A 14,922-nucleotide genomic window follows, 5' to 3' on the forward strand; every position below is an offset into this window, starting at 1 on the left:
ATTAAACTTACTTTACTATAGCCCAGCCTGCTGGTTTTGCACTGTTATTGTGCGGCCAGCACGACCGGCGGGGGTAAACACCTTCAGCTTAACGGGGCCATTGGCTGGAACAGGCGCCTGGTACAGCTTACTACTTTGTGTAGGCTCCGAACCATCGGTAGTATAGCGGATCTCCAGGCCAGGCAACTGCAAATTGGCAACCACTTTTCCGTTCTCTACAATGGCCCCAGGTGTCGGAATGCGATACTCGAAGCCGCCATGGTAGTGGCTCAGACGCGGCAGTTCTCTTTTACCCAGCACGTTCACAAACTCCGACCAGGCCTGGTTGTACAGGGTCGTACGCTTGGCCTCTTCCTTTTCAGTAGACCAGGCTGGGTCTGGTGCCCAGGCTCTTTCGGCCAGCGCCAGCAGCTTAGGCAGTAGCATATACTCCATTCGCTCCGGGCTGGTCAGGGTTTCGCTCCACAATGCACCCTGCAAGCCCACAATATTACCTTTGCCAGCCTCTGTTAGCTTCACCTTGTCTTTGTAGCGGGCAGGGTCAACTGGGTTTCCCTGGCTGTCTTCTTTCATGTTCTTCAGGTAGTCGAAGGGGATAAAGTAAAAGGGCTTATCAATATCCAGGTAACCGCCCCAGTTCAGTCCCTTTTCATCATAGTCGCGCTGATAGGACAAGTCGAAGTATAAGTTTGTAACGTTCGTGAGCACTGTTTTATACCCGGCATTGGCCAACTTGTAAGCCAGGTCTTCTGCTCCGTTCAGGTTATTCCATACATCCACATGAAAGTTTTCATTTGCAAACTGCGGGTTCGGAACATACACCGTTTTACCGTTTTCCTTTACCTTCTTCAGTCCGATCTCTTCCCAGCCAGACAAGTATAAGTTGCGGGCTTTCAGCAAGTCGTTTACTTTGCCATAGTAGTAGAACCAAAGATCATCTGTCCCTTTAACCTTCGGATTCTGGGCAATCAGTTTTTCTACTGCCGGAGATTTTTCCCATACACCTCGCGGTACCTCGTCACCTCCAAAATGCACGGTCTTGATGGGAGCGCCGGCTTCCTTATACATCTGCAGCATCTCGTCTACCACCTTCTCCAGAAAAGCATACGTCGAGGGCTGTGCCACATCAATCACGTTATCGTCCCAGTTCTGCACAGATTGGTACTTGGACTTATCTTCCAGGTCGCGGAGCAGGTATTTTTTAGCTTCCTCTGGCTTGCCAGCCTGCATCAGCCGCTTGTAACGGGCATCCATCGCTTTAATGGCGGCACGGGCATGGCCGGGCGATTCAATCTCAGGCAGCACCATAATGTGGCGTGCCGCCGCATACTTGAGTATTTCAATGAAATCTGCTCTACTGTAGTAACCTGTTCCGGCCCTACTTTCTGTTGTAGCGCCCGAGCCATACGAAGGCACTAGATTCTCCGCGTCATCGAGGGTTTGGGCGCGTTTGCCTCCTATTTCGGTCAGTTCGGGCAATCCCGGTATCTCCAGCCGCCAGCCTTCATCATCTGTCAGGTGGAAGTGGAACACATTCAGCTTGTATAAGCCCATGAGATCAAGCACTTTTAGCACCTCCTCTTTCGAGTGGAAGTTACGGGCCACATCGAGCATAAACGCCCGATGGCCAAAACGCGGAGAATCGGTCACATTAACTCCGGCCACAGCAACAGAAGATTGCGGCTGGCCGAGTGCCGAAGGAGGTAAAAGGGTTTTTAAAGATTGTACGCCATAAAAAGCACCTGCCGGCGTAGAGGCCGTGATCACTATCTCGTTCGCTGAAACCTGCAGTTTATAGCCCTCAGGACCCAAGCCCTGCTGCTGCTTCAACTGAATGGCTTTGCCTGAACCTGTTGCCTTCACAGCAGGTTTTTTACCCAGAACAGTGCCCAGGTAATCGGCCAGCAAGCTTCCCTCCTGCTTAAATGCGTCCGCTACAACGAGCGGCACTGCAGAGGTCAGTGTAAAGGTCGCTCCTGTTTCTTTGTAGCTAACAGGTGTCGGGAAGATTTTGGGCAGTTTTTCTGCCGGGATGTCCTGTATACTTTCATTTTGATGGTATACTGTTTCAGCCGGTATCCAGAGCTTTTCGTTCTGGCTGCGGTCAGGCGTTTTATAGGTTACATCACCTATGGCCACTCCTTTGCCAGGCGCCGCATCCCAAACCAGGTAAAATCCTTTGGGAGCGTTGGTGCTGTTAACAAGTTGTCCGTTGGAGATAAACTCCAGGCGCCGCGTGCCTCCTGCCGGAATAGCGCTGAAAGCAGCTGTGGGGGTAAAGCGCAGCAGGTCGCCATTCACATGTTCCAGCTCAACCGGGGTATCTCCCATTGGTTTGAAGGAAGGCGAGCCATTGAAAAACAGACTCCAGCCATCGGCAGGAAACGGCTCCTGGCCTGTGTTGGTAAGGGTTAAGGCCCAAAGCGCCTGTTTCTGATTATTATAGTTGTTATCGGCCAACTCCCAGGTTACCTGAAGCTTATTTCCTTGAAAGGCCGTGCTTTCCTTTTTTACCTGGGCACATCCGGAGGTCCAAAAAGCAAAGATCAAGAGCATTACTGCCAGCAGTTGTTTCATAAAAGCTTATATGTGGTGAGATTATACTTAAATATAATATAATTACTGTAAAAATTAAAGTACTTCGAAACGCATACATCGCAGAGAGTTGGCGGTTGCAACGTGTTCTACCTTGATCGCTGCAGGAAACGGATATGTATGAGTAGCGCCAGGGCAGATAATACCAACCCGACGCCTACCACGCCCAGCCAGTTCCAGCGGTGCCAGGCCTGGCTGGCCAGGTAAGTACCCGTAGCTCCTCCTACAAAGTAAGTGACCATATACACGGTGTTGAGACGGTTACGGGCTTCTGGCTGTAACGAGAAAATGAGTGTTTGATTGGCAATATGCGTTGCCTGCACCCCCATATCCAGTACAATCACCCCGATCACCAGCCCAATTATACTATGGCTCGACAGCCCGAACACTACATACGAAAGTACAATGAAGGCAATGCTGATCGTGGTGATACGAAAGGCGTTGCCTTTGTCGCTCAACTTACCCATGTAAGAGGCTGCCAGCGCGCCGAATGCTCCCACCAAACCAAAAGCGCCGGCCACGTCGCTGCCGACATTGAACTGCGGCTCCTGCAGCAGGAATACCAGCGTGGTCCAGAAAGCGCCGAAGCAGGCGTAGCACAAGGCACCCCGGGCGGAGGCAAGCCGCAGCAGGGGTTCGTTTTTCGTCAGGTGAATCAGCGATGTCATCAATTGTTTGTAGGTGCCCTTGTACTCGGGTTGTATCTCCGGGAGCAGGAAGTAAAGGGCCACCCAGAGAATGAACATCATACCGGCACCAATCACGAACATGGCCCGCCAGCCCAGGTACTCTCCCACAACGCCGCTGAGGGTGCGGGAAAGCAGGATACCAATCAGCAGGCCGCTCATGACAAAGCCCACAGTGCGGCCACGCTCCTCTGGTCTGGCCAGATGCGCAGCCATAGGCACAAGTAGTTGCGGCACCACCGAGGTAGCGCCGATCAGGAAGCTGGCCAGCAGCAGCAGGTTGATATTGGGCGAGAAGGCTGCCAGCAGCAAACTGGCCATAATCAGCACAAAGTCCAGCATGATGAGCCGCTTGCGCCGCAGCATGTCGCCGAGCGGAATGATAAACAGCATACCTACCGCATACCCGATCTGCGTGAGCATAGAGATCGTGCCCGCTTTCGCTTCGGTGATGCCTAAATCGGTCGCAATTTTACCCAACAGGGGCTGGTTATAGTATAAATTGGCTACCACCAGCCCGGTGGCTATCGTCATCACCCAAAGATTCAGGCGGGTGAGTTGCGGGGCTGTCATAGCCGAAACGGAATTGTTCATGTACAGGAAAATGTCAAATAGTGATCGCAGTAAAGATACGGCAGCAGCCCTAACTTTTGCGGTGAAGCTGCCGTCATTCCGAATTGTTTGTTACCTTAGCTTTTGAAGGATAGGACGGCGGCAAGCGTTAAAGCTGCTATTAAAAAACACTTCTACGAAAAGAGCAGCTGTATGAGCGAAAAAATAAATGTTGGATTAATTGGTTTCGGTATGGCCGGCCAGGTTTTTCATGCTCCGTTTATTTCCAGGGTGCCTGGTTTCAAGCTGGCCAGCATCCGCGAAACCCGGCCAGAGCATATCGCGCTCATCCATTCGCGCTATCCTGCTGCAAAAGTTGTGAACAACACAGCCGCCATACTACAGGACGAAAAAATAGACCTGGTGGTGGTGGCTACGCCGAACAACACGCACTTTGCGCTGGCAAAAGAAGCGCTGCAGGCGGGCAAGCATGTGCTGGTCGATAAGCCGTTTACCATTACCTCAGGTGAAGCGGAAGAGCTGATCGCACTGGCTAAACAGCAGCAGAAAATATTAACAGTATACCAGAACCGTCGCTGGGACAGTGACTTCAAGACTGTGAAGAAAGTGCTGGAGAGCAACCTGCTAGGCAACCTGGTGACCTATGAAGCGCACTTCGACAGGTTCCGGAACCAGATCAAACCCAATACCTGGAAAGAAGAAAACCTGCCCGGCTCCGGCATTCTCTATGATCTGGGTACGCACCTGATCGACCAGGCACTCTACCTCTTTGGCACACCGCAGGAAGTATACGGCGATGTGCGCACACAACGGCAGGATTCCAATATTATCGACAATGCCGAGGTGATACTGCAGTATGAGAAGCTGAAAGTGACGCTGAAAACGGGTATGCTAGTGAAAGAACTGGGGCCGCATTTTATCCTGCATGGCGACCAGGGCTCATTTGTGAAGTATGGTATGGATGTGCAGGAAGAGGCGCTGAAAGCAGGCCTGACACCGGAAGGAAACGCCACCTGGGGCCGCGAACCGCAGGAGCTCTGGGGCACACTCAACACCACCTACAATGGGCTGGAACTTCACGGCAAAATTGCAAGTGAAACCGGCGACTATACCGGACTGTACGAAAATGTATATGCGGCAATTCGTGGTGAACGTGAGCTGATCGTAACACCGGAGCAGGCACGCAACGCCATTCGCGTGATTGAACTCGCTCAGCAGAGCAGTAAAGAGAAACGAACGATTCCTTTTGATTAAAATACTCCCCCACTTCGTTTAACGGCATAACCTACAGACGCTAGCCATAGCTTAAACGCACTTCTATGGAAGACCACCCCATTCAGACACTTACAATTATCGGGCTTGGCCTTTTGGGCGGCTCTTTTGCCTTAGGTTTAAAAAACAAGTATAGCGACATCCAGGTGCTGGGCGTGGATAATAATGTTGAGCATGCCCGGCAAGCGCTGGCTTTGGGTATTGTGAATGAAATTTTGCCACTGGAAATAGCCGTTCGGCGAGCCGACCTGGTGGTGCTGGCCATCCCTGTAAATGCAATCGCTCAACTACTGCCGTCTGTGCTGGACCAACTGCCCGAAAGCGGCATTGTCCTGGATATGGGCTCTACGAAAGAGCTAATTTGCCAGGCAGTAGAAAATCACCCGAAGCGAGGGCTGTTTGTGGCAGCTCACCCGATTGCCGGTACCGAATACTCAGGACCTGAAGCCGCTTTTGCTTCCTTGCTACAGGGGAAGACAATGATTATTTGCGAGCCGGAAAAGAGCACTCTGCAGGCGCTACGGCAGGTAGAGGAGCTCTGTCAGCGGCTGGAAATGCGGCTTCGCTACATGGATGCGACCGCCCATGACCTGCACTTGGCCTATGTGTCGCACCTGAGTCACATCAGTTCCTTTGCCTTAGGCCTAACGGTGCTGGATAAGGAAAAAGACGAGGAAAATATTTTTGACATGGCCGGCAGTGGTTTTTCTTCCACGGTGCGCCTGGCCAAAAGCTCGCCTAACATGTGGGCGCCGATTTTCACGCAAAACAGGAAGAATGTTTCTGAAGCCTTAGGCAGCTACATCACACAACTGCAGCAGTTTAAGGAAATAATAGATGCCGAAGACGAAGCCCAAGCTAAAGCCCTTATGGACAAAGCCAATGATATCCGTCGTATACTGGGATAACGCGCCTCCCGTATTTAAATTTGAGCTTTCCTCATTGCGACTTCTCCCGAATTTATACTTGTTCATTTCCTTGGTGCATTAAAACTGCATTAGGCATATACTGCGTGGACAGCCATGCTCTCTATTTGGGAAGGTAAACGTAAGCCCTTGATTAGAGGTATCTTTTTAGAGTTGTTGCCGTTCTTTATATTTGTATCTACAAACTTTAAGACCTACCTATGGAATCACTACAAGGAAAAAATGCGTTGGTAACCGGCGCCGGAAAAGGTATTGGCCGCGCTATCGCCATTGCTCTGGCAGCGGAAGGTGTAAATGTGGCGCTTCTGGCCCGCACCACAAGCCAGTTGGAGGATGTAGCTGGCGAGGTACAGGCCAAAGGCGTGAAAGCAGCCGTTGTTACAGCTGATGTAACCAACATAGAGGCCGTTAACGAAGCCGTAATGCAGGCGCGGGAGCAGTTAGGCCCCATCGACATACTTATTAATAACGCAGGTGTAGGTGCTTTTGCTAAGTTTCTGGAGATGGAGCCGGAGAAATGGGAAAGCATCATCCGTGTAAACCTGCTGGGCCCCTACTATGTGACACGTGCCGTGCTGCCGGAAATGATTGAGCGCCAGACCGGAGACATCATCAATATTTCCTCTACCGCCGGTCAGAAAGGGGCGCCTGTTACCAGTGCCTACAGTGCCTCTAAGTTTGGCCTGATTGGCATGTCAGAGTCGCTGATGCAGGAGGTGCGCAAGCATAATATCCGCGTAACCACTCTCACCCCAAGCACCGTTGCCACTGAAATGGCCATCGACCTGAAACTTACCGACGGCAACCCGGAGCGGGTAATGCAGCCGGAAGATTTTGCCGAACTGATTATCTCGCAACTGAAGCTGAACCGCCGCGTTTTTGTAAAAGAAGCCGGTTTATGGTCCACTAATCCTTAGATTATATAAGGTTCAAGTATAAGCTTAAGCCTGGAAAGGCCCGGAGGTATACTTCGGGCCTTTTGCTTTCCGGTTATTTCCGGTCGCTGTGGCCAAGCGGCTTATCCGGCGCGATATGGTCCCGCACCAATTGCTTCAGCTCCTTCGATTCAGGAAAACGTGCCTGCTCTTTTCGCGAGTAGATCAGCTCGCCATTTAACCGCACATCGAAAACGCCTCCTGTGCCAGGCACCAGCGCCACCTCTCCTAATTCAGTTTGAAAAGTCGTCAGCAGTTCCTGCGCCATCCAGGCGGCTCGCAGCAGCCAGCGGCATTGCGTGCAGTACATGATCTCTATGCGTGGTGTATTTATACTTAGCATCTACTTGATTCTCTCTCATCTGCTTCACAAAAAGGCAGGCTATTCATTGCTTTTGCTCCGCACTTACTAATTATAATGTTATACATGTTTGCTTCCGATCCTCGGGAAAGCTATATCCATTGAACGATTTTTTCAATATCTTACAAGTAATGATCAACCTTTTTCTGGTTTATACATATACTGTCTTTAATAATCCCATCCACCAAGCTGGTTTCGCCATGAAGAATGACAACACGTTTAATCACAAGCGCCGTGACTTTTTAAAGGGTATTTCGCTGGTTATAGGAACCAGCGCATTAGGTCTTCCGCTGGTCTCTTTCAGTGCCTGCCACTCCGGCAACACGGAAGAACAGCAGCGCGCAACAGACCAGAAACAAACCAAAAAGCTTGGCGTGGCACTGGTGGGCCTTGGCAGCTACAGCACCAATCAGCTGGCGCCTGCTTTGCAGGAAACGGAGCACTGCTACCTGGCTGGCATTGTAACCGGCACACCCTCTAAAGCGGAAATCTGGAAAAAGAAGTATAACATCCCCGACAAAAACATCTATAACTACGATAACTTCGACCAGATAAAAGATAATCCGGACATCGACATTGTATATGTGGTGTTGCCCAATGCCATGCATGCTGAGTATACGGTACGTGCTGCCAATGCGAAAAAGGAGGTGATCTGCGAAAAGCCCATGGCCACTTCTGTAGAAGACGCTCAGCGCATGATAGATGCCTGCAATAAAAATAACGTGTCGCTCTCTATTGGTTACCGGCTGCACTACGAGCCACACAACCTGCGCGTGATGGAACTGGGACAACAGCAGGTGTTTGGGCCGGTAAAGAAGATTGAGACGGAGAATGGGTTTGTGATGAACGACAAAAACCGCTGGCGGCTGGACAAGCAACTGGCTGGCGGCGGTCCGCTGATGGATATGGGTATTTATTGTGTGCAGGGTGCCTGCTATACGATCGGGCAAACACCTGTAGCTGTAACCGCTAAGTTCGGCGATGTTACACGGCCAGAGCTTTTTGATGAAGTGGAGCAGTCTATCCGCTGGCAGATGGAGTTTCCGAATGGCGTGAAAGCGGACTGTAACACCAGCTATAACCAGAATGTGGGTTACCTGTATGGCGAAGCGGCAAATGGCTGGTGGCGCCTGGAACCGGCCTATGGCTATGCTGGCCTGCAGGGCAAAACCAGCAAAGGCCCTATGAACCTGCCTAACGTAAACCAGCAAGCCCGCCAAATGGACGGCATCGCACAAAGTATTCGGAAAAACGAGCCATCGAAAGTGCCCGGCGAAATGGGCCTTCGGGATGTGAAGATCCTGATGGCTATTTACGAGGCAGCGCGCACCGGCAAAAGAGTATTAGTCTGATTCAGCTACGTTTGAAAGTATCAGCAGAGATTATGCTACCCTTATGCAGCATACCTATCGAATGATAGGCCTATATTGCATAAGGGCTGCTTGTTTATACTTGTAATAAGTTCTGAAACGATACAGAATTCAGCACTGGAAAGTTTAACGTGTCAATTGCAGCCCAAGCGAAAAGGTGCGGGGCAGCGGATACGAATAGCCGTCTAGACCGCCAGCAATTTCTGGTGACTGACCAGAATAACGCGTCAGGAGAAAGGCATTCTGCAGGGTGGCTGTTGCCCGAAGCGAGGTTTTGCTGCTCCCGAAAGTATAACCCAGGCTCAGATAGTCCATCCGCAGAAATGCAGCTCGCTCAATATAGTAATCTGAAAAAAACTGCGGCGACCTGAAGTTCGTCTCCTGTATGCTGGCTGAGGCGTTGAATAAATAGCTGTTGCTGTTCAGCATGCTTATGTATGATCCGCTGGCGGCAGCTGTGTTGTTATACGTATGGTTGCCAGCTTGTCCCCGCAGCAGGAACGAAACATTGAGGCGCTTGTATGCCAATTCAGAACTAAGGCCAACGTATACTTTCGGCGTAGCAACTTTAGTGGTATAACGGTCTTCGTGTGTCACTGTCATGTCCTGGTCTCTATCCGTATACACTCCTTCCTGCGGTTTGCCATCGGGGCCATATACCTGCTGATAAGTATAGAAGCTCCCTGAGGGATAACCTGGCTTAACCGTTTGAATATAGCCCCCCCAGTCACCAACAATTTGACCAGCGGTAAAAGCAGCTTCATGTTCGCCCAGGTCCCGCACTTTGTTGCGGTTGTATGTGCCATTTAATCCTAACTGCCAGGTCAGCGATTCTTTCTGCAGCACCTTGAAACGTAAGTATAATTCCAAGCCGCTGGACCTGTAGCTCCCGGAATTCAGGTACACATAGTTCATGGTACCAGAATGAAGGGACATCAGCAGGAATAGATCTTTTGCTGTTCTGCTGTAAAAGTCTGCTGTTGCCTTTAGCCTGTTGTGCAGCAGGCCCGCATTCAGGCCCAGGTTAAAGGACCTGACCTTTTCATACGTTAGATCAGGATTAGCCATGAAAGAACTTACGCCTCCTCCATAGGTATTCAGTGGCTGCACCAACGGGACGTCCGCATAGCCGGTGACGCCATAACTTGCCCGCCACGTGAGCTGCGGGAAGGGAGGTGTTTCCGTGTCTGTTCCGTCTTTCTGCATGTGCCAGGCAACACCCAGGGCTCTGGACAAAAACCACCTGTTATCTGTTGCAAAAAGCGGGGAAGCATCGCGGCGTAGGGTACCGTTCAGTTCCAGTTGGTTAGCATAGGTATAGTTTACCCGCGCAAAATATGCTTTCAGCCGTGATTCACTGGAATTATACCCTGTGGAAGAATCCAGCATATTTCCCTGGGCATCGCGAGTGGGGCCATAGTTGTTTTCCTGTTCGAATTTCTGCTCTGAAGCGCCTAGCGTAAAGTCTACCCTGCCGTTGAGGCTGCTAAACGAATGGCCATAGTTCAGGTAAAACTCCAGTAACCGGCTATCTAGGGTTTGCTCGTTTGTGTACTGCCTGCCGCCTTTATCAGCATAACGAGCCATAGCAGCAGCCGCGCTGAAGGTACGTGCATTGGCAGCGTGATCATAGGCGCCATGCACAGTTGCCTGCAAGTCGTGCAGAAAAGGAAAGGTGTAGCGCGCCGTCAGGTTAGCCAGGTTTCTGTTGGAAATACCGTCGTCTTGTTGCTGCTCAAGCAGGCTCAGCGGGTTGGCGGGCGCCCAAGGGTTAGGCTTACCGTCGGGCGCTAGGTAAGTAAAGTAGCCGCCGTAGGCATTCTGTGCTTTTAAGGGCTGTGTCGGGTCAAATCGCACGGCCCCGGCAATGGCGTTCCGATCGCCAAAACTGGTATGGAGACGGGCACTCCGCAGGTCTAAAACAAGTTTCAGGTGCTCTTTCAGCAGACTCGGAGAAAGTATAAGCGCAGCCGATGCCCGGGAGAAGCCGGAGGTTTTCAGGATGCCGTTCTGGTTTAGATAACCGAGTGACAACCGGTAAGGCAAAGCACCCAGACCACCTTGCAGACTCAGGTTCTGCCTGGTGCTGATGGCCTTATGGTAGATAGCTGCTTGCCATTCTGTGTTGGCCTCGCCCAGCAGCGCTTGCTGTGCTTCACTCCCATACTGGTGCACCCTCGCGCGAAACGCATCGGCAGAGAGAACAGCAGCCGTTTCAGGAACCAAGGATAAGGCCCCCATTGTGGAAAAGGAAACGTGCAGTTGCTTACCCACCTGCCCTTTTTTTGTGGTGATCAACAACACGCCGGCAGTGCCCCGGCTTCCGTATATAGCGGCCGCAGCGGCATCTTTCAGCAACGTGACCGTTGCAATATCTTCCGGGTTCAGGAAGCTGTACGGATCATCAGCACCTAAAATGCCATGGCTGTCAAGCGGTATACCATCCAGCACCACCAGTGGCGTACTCACGTTCTGCAATGAAACACCCTGCCGAAAAAGCATCCTGTCGGCTGCTCCGGGTGCTCCGCCCGTTGGCGTGATCAGCAGGCCCACTAGTTTTCCTGTCAGCAACTGAGATGTGGTGGTGATCATCCCAACGTTGAAGGCACTTGCGGCAAGCGTAGTCTGAGCAGCCGCAACATGCACGGTGCTCCGCTCGCAATACCCGATCGTTACAGTGTCGGAGGGTGCCTGCTGGGCAGCAAGCGTTAAACTCAGAAAGGTAAAACCAACACAAAGGCTGCTAATACGCTGGTATTTGGACCTGCGGAGAAAAAACGGTTTCATTTGCTACCGGCAAAAGATGGAAGTCCTACTTAAAATCAAACATATAAATATATAAATAAAAAGGGCACAAGCGATTGCCTGTGCCCTTCCTGTTACAAAATTTTTAAATTACTGCTTCGCATACCAGGTCAGCAGCCGCACATCTATACTTTTATTTTTTGCATTTACCAGCTTCTTAAAACTTTCCACGTCGCTCAGGCCGTCTTTGCCGCGGTAATGGTATGGGTATACGACCTTGGGTTTGAAATCCAGCACGGCACTGGCTGCCTGGTCAATGTCCATGGTATAAGGCAGGTTCATTGGAATAAAAGCGACATCTATGTTCTTAAGCGCACGCATTTCCGGTGTGCCTTCCGTATCCCCGGCGATGTAGACGCGCTTGCCGCCCATTTCTAAAATATAGCCATTACCACGACCTTTGGTGTGCATGGCGTCAGCCGATTCGGGTAGGTTATACATGGGCTCTGCCTTGATCGGAATCCCCAGTTGCGTGGTGCTCTTGCCATTAGCAAGTATAACTGCCTGGCTTTTATACTTGGCTGGCAGCTTATCAGCTACGGCCTGTGGTACCACCAAGGTAGCGCCTTTGGTATCCAGGGCATCCAACGTTTGCGGGTCCAGGTGGTCCTGGTGAATGTCCGTGATCAGAATCATATCCGGCGCTTTCAGACCGGCGTAAGGTTCAGCGCCACCAACCGGATCCACGTAAATGGTTTTGTCGTTCCAGCTAAGCACAAGCGAAGCATGCTGTATCGGCTGTACCGTTAGCATCCCTTCTTTCGTTTGAATCTGATCGGGCGTAGGCTGCTGCGCGAATACCTGCGACACCAGCATGCTCAGGAGTAAAGTGAATGTAGTTTTAATGATCATAGTTTTTCAAATTTGATAAGTAACAGGAGCTGCCAGAAAATGTTTCTGCCTGGCCTTTATACGTCAGTTCAGCCCCACTTTCCCTTTCACAGAGTTAAATATTTTAGGTGCATCAAAGCCAACACCCCCTTTAAATACAATCTCTGTGTGCCTGATCTGCCGAATGTCCTTTTCCAGGTCGCCAGTTACGAGTACCAGGTCTGCTTTTTTGCCCTGCTCAATGGTGCCGATCTCCTTTTCTCTGCCTAAGTATAAAGCTCCGTTCAAGGTACAGATCTTGATAGCTTCGGCCGGCGTAAAGCCACCTTCAACTAAAAGCTCCAGTTGCCGGTGATTGGAATAGCCGGCAATCGTTCGGCCGGCGCCGGTTGGGTCGGTGCCGGCTACCAGCAAGCCACCCGCCTTGTAAAACTGCCGCTCCCACGCCAGTTCTTTGTTGAACAATGCAGCACTAGCTGAGTCGTGCTGCTGCGCTTTTTGCCATTGAGCGATCATCTTCTCGCGTAGTTCCGGCAGCAGCGCTTCTTCCCCACCACCCAGTACTGCTTCCCGGTTCGTATAAGGCTCAAACACGGGCAACGTAGAGGTAATGGCCACGTGTTGCCCAATCAGGTACTGCTGCAAAGCTTTCATCTCCGGGCTGTTCACATCCAGCTTCAAGAGCGACTGCCGGGCATTGTCCAGACAGGCATTTTCCTGCTTACCTGCGGCAAAATCGGTGCTGGCCAGGAAGCCGTGCTCCAGGTTGTCGATGCCCAACTCGGCGGCCTCGTGGTAGGTGATGGCACACAGGTGACCGGTAACTTTCAGGTGCCGCTGGTGCGCCTCCCGTACCACAGCGGCCAGGTCGGCTTTGGTGGCATGCATGTACATTTTAAAAGACGTACAGCCTTTATCAGCCCAGAAGTTCACGCTGCGGGCAGCATCCTCCGGACCATGTATGGTGTTGAGCGCGGGAATATCAAAGCCAGGCTCTTCGATATAGGGTGCCGTGACATCCATATTAGGACCAACGAGCTTACCTTCGTTGATCAGGCGCTTCAGTGTCAGGTCGGTCTGCGGTTCTATACTTCCGGCCGTGCGGATCGTGGTTGCGCCACCCGCCAGGTATAGCTTCGGAAAGGTACCGGGCATCTCCGCAATATTGAAGAAGCCCTCCAGCGGCATCGTATAGTATAAATGCTCATGCAGCATCACTAGTCCCGGAATCAGCGTTTTGCCGGAGCAGTCGATCACCTCCGCCTCCTTCGGCACTTTTACCTTTTTAGCGCTGCCAATCTTCTCAATACGGCCATCCCGAAGTATAATTGTCTGGTGCTCTTTTGCCTTTGCGCCGGTCCCGTCAATTACTTTTGCATCTGTGAGGGCAATCACGTTGGCTTTAGTTTTGATAAACTCGCTTACCTGCGGCGTAAAGCTTTGTGCCTGGCTAGTGGCAACGGCACTGCAGAACAGGATGGCGGAGAGGCAGGTGCGAAAGGGGTTTAGCATGTGTTAAAAGATTTAGCTTTTAGAGGAAGGAGTTCTTTACACCGCCACAGGCGCTTTAATACCCGGATGGGGATTATAGTTCACCAGCTCAAAATCATCAAAGGTAAAGTCGAAGATGTTCTTTATCTCCGGGTTCAGCTGCATGGTTGGCAATTCGCGTGGTTCGCGGGACAGTTGCTTTTGGGCCTGCTCCAGGTGGTTTAAGTATAAATGCGTGTCGCCGCCAGTCCAGATGAACTCGCCGGGCTCCAGGCCTGTGACCTGCGCCATCATCAGCACCAGCAAGGCATAGGAAGCGATGTTGAAAGGGACGCCCAGGAACACGTCGGCAGAGCGCTGGTAAAGCTGGCAGCTCAGCTTGCCTTCAGCCACGTAGAACTGGTAAAAAGCATGGCAGGGCGGCAATTTCATGTGCTCAATCTCTCCCACGTTCCAGGCGCTCACAATAATGCGGCGCGAGTCTGGGTTGTGCTTCAGTTGGTTCACCACCTGCGCGATCTGGTCGATGTGGCGGCCATCAGGCGTGGGCCAGCTGCGCCATTGCGAGCCATACACCGGCCCGAGTTCGCCATTGGCATCCGCCCATTCATCCCAGATGCTGACGCCATTCTCCTTCAGATAGGCAATGTTGGTGTCGCCTTTCAAGAACCAAAGCAACTCATGTATGATCGATCTCAGATGCACTTTTTTGGTCGTTACCAGCGGAAAGCCGTCGGCCAGGTTAAAGCGCATCTGGTAGCCGAATATACTTAAAGTGCCCGTGCCAGTCCGGTCCTCTTTCTTTACCCCGTGGTCAAGGATGTGCTGCATCAGGTCTAAATATTGCTTCATGGTTTATAGTCTTGTGTGGAGCTTAAAGATAGGAGAAATTTCGAAAGGGTGCTGCCTTCTACTCCGGATTCTAGGAACTGCAACAGCTATAAAAACTGTGTCGCTTCGATTGAGAAGCTTTTGCTTGAGCTGGTTTACGACACCGCTTTTAAGGTAATGCGCTGGTATGCACGGTGCTGAAACAAAATGCATACTAACAGGTTGTGTTTGCGTTAAAACGTATGC

At 51.4% G+C, this 14,922-nt stretch carries 11 protein-coding genes; 4 read left to right on the forward strand and 7 right to left on the reverse strand.

Annotated features, from left to right (window positions below; all coding sequences use genetic code 11):
* Positions 1-15: 15 nt before the first annotated feature.
* On the reverse strand, positions 16-2,577 hold the full coding sequence (locus ABDW72_RS14190) for a family 20 glycosylhydrolase (protein ID WP_347159239.1): 2,562 nt from the start codon (positions 2,575-2,577) through the stop codon (positions 16-18).
* A 107-nt stretch (positions 2,578-2,684) separates the two neighbouring features.
* The gene (locus ABDW72_RS14195; protein WP_347159240.1) at positions 2,685-3,875 is read right to left on the reverse strand and encodes an MFS transporter; all 1,191 of its coding nucleotides are present in this window, start codon (positions 3,873-3,875) and stop codon (positions 2,685-2,687) included.
* A gap of 171 nt (positions 3,876-4,046) precedes the next feature.
* On the opposite strand from ABDW72_RS14195, the gene ABDW72_RS14200 reads away from it, so the two are divergent.
* The 3 genes from ABDW72_RS14200 to ABDW72_RS14210 all read left to right on the forward strand — a co-directional run bounded on the left by ABDW72_RS14200 (position 4,047) and on the right by ABDW72_RS14210 (position 6,969).
* Positions 4,047-5,108, forward strand: a complete 1,062-nt coding sequence (locus ABDW72_RS14200; RefSeq protein WP_347159241.1) for an oxidoreductase — start codon at positions 4,047-4,049, stop codon at positions 5,106-5,108.
* Positions 5,109-5,173: 65 nt separating this feature from the next.
* Positions 5,174-6,034: a prephenate dehydrogenase gene (locus ABDW72_RS14205; RefSeq protein WP_347159242.1), complete on the forward strand. Its 861-nt coding sequence runs from the start codon at positions 5,174-5,176 to the stop codon at positions 6,032-6,034.
* 218 nt (positions 6,035-6,252) lie between these two features.
* Entirely contained in the window at positions 6,253-6,969 is a 717-nt protein-coding gene (locus ABDW72_RS14210; protein WP_347159244.1) for a 3-ketoacyl-ACP reductase, read from the forward strand.
* A 73-nt stretch (positions 6,970-7,042) separates the two neighbouring features.
* Here the strand turns inward: ABDW72_RS14210 and ABDW72_RS14215 are convergent, their stop codons facing one another.
* Positions 7,043-7,330: an Rdx family protein gene (locus tag ABDW72_RS14215; protein WP_347159245.1), complete on the reverse strand. Its 288-nt coding sequence runs from the start codon at positions 7,328-7,330 to the stop codon at positions 7,043-7,045.
* Positions 7,331-7,548: 218 nt separating this feature from the next.
* Between ABDW72_RS14215 and ABDW72_RS14220 the strand changes: the two genes are divergently transcribed.
* Positions 7,549-8,700 carry a Gfo/Idh/MocA family protein gene (locus tag ABDW72_RS14220; RefSeq protein WP_347159246.1) on the forward strand — a complete coding sequence of 384 codons (1,152 nt, stop codon included), beginning with the start codon at positions 7,549-7,551 and terminating at the stop codon, positions 8,698-8,700.
* Between the two features lie 144 nt (positions 8,701-8,844).
* Here ABDW72_RS14220 and ABDW72_RS14225 read toward each other — a convergent pair whose 3' ends face one another.
* From ABDW72_RS14225 to ABDW72_RS14240, 4 genes are all read right to left on the reverse strand, one after another.
* Complete coding sequence (locus tag ABDW72_RS14225) at positions 8,845-11,505, reverse strand: SusC/RagA family TonB-linked outer membrane protein (protein WP_347159247.1); 2,661 nt, start codon at positions 11,503-11,505, stop codon at positions 8,845-8,847.
* A 108-nt stretch (positions 11,506-11,613) separates the two neighbouring features.
* Complete coding sequence (locus ABDW72_RS14230) at positions 11,614-12,369, reverse strand: MBL fold metallo-hydrolase (RefSeq protein ID WP_347159327.1); 756 nt, start codon at positions 12,367-12,369, stop codon at positions 11,614-11,616.
* Between the two features lie 69 nt (positions 12,370-12,438).
* Complete coding sequence (locus ABDW72_RS14235; RefSeq protein ID WP_347159248.1) at positions 12,439-13,866, reverse strand: amidohydrolase family protein; 1,428 nt, start codon at positions 13,864-13,866, stop codon at positions 12,439-12,441.
* Positions 13,867-13,902: 36 nt separating this feature from the next.
* Positions 13,903-14,697, reverse strand: coding sequence for a thymidylate synthase (locus ABDW72_RS14240; protein WP_347159249.1), 795 nt, complete (start codon positions 14,695-14,697; stop codon positions 13,903-13,905).
* Positions 14,698-14,922 lie beyond the last annotated feature (225 nt).

The organism is Pontibacter chitinilyticus, assembly GCF_039748935.1.
Classification (GTDB): Bacteria; Bacteroidota; Bacteroidia; order Cytophagales; family Hymenobacteraceae; genus Pontibacter; species Pontibacter chitinilyticus.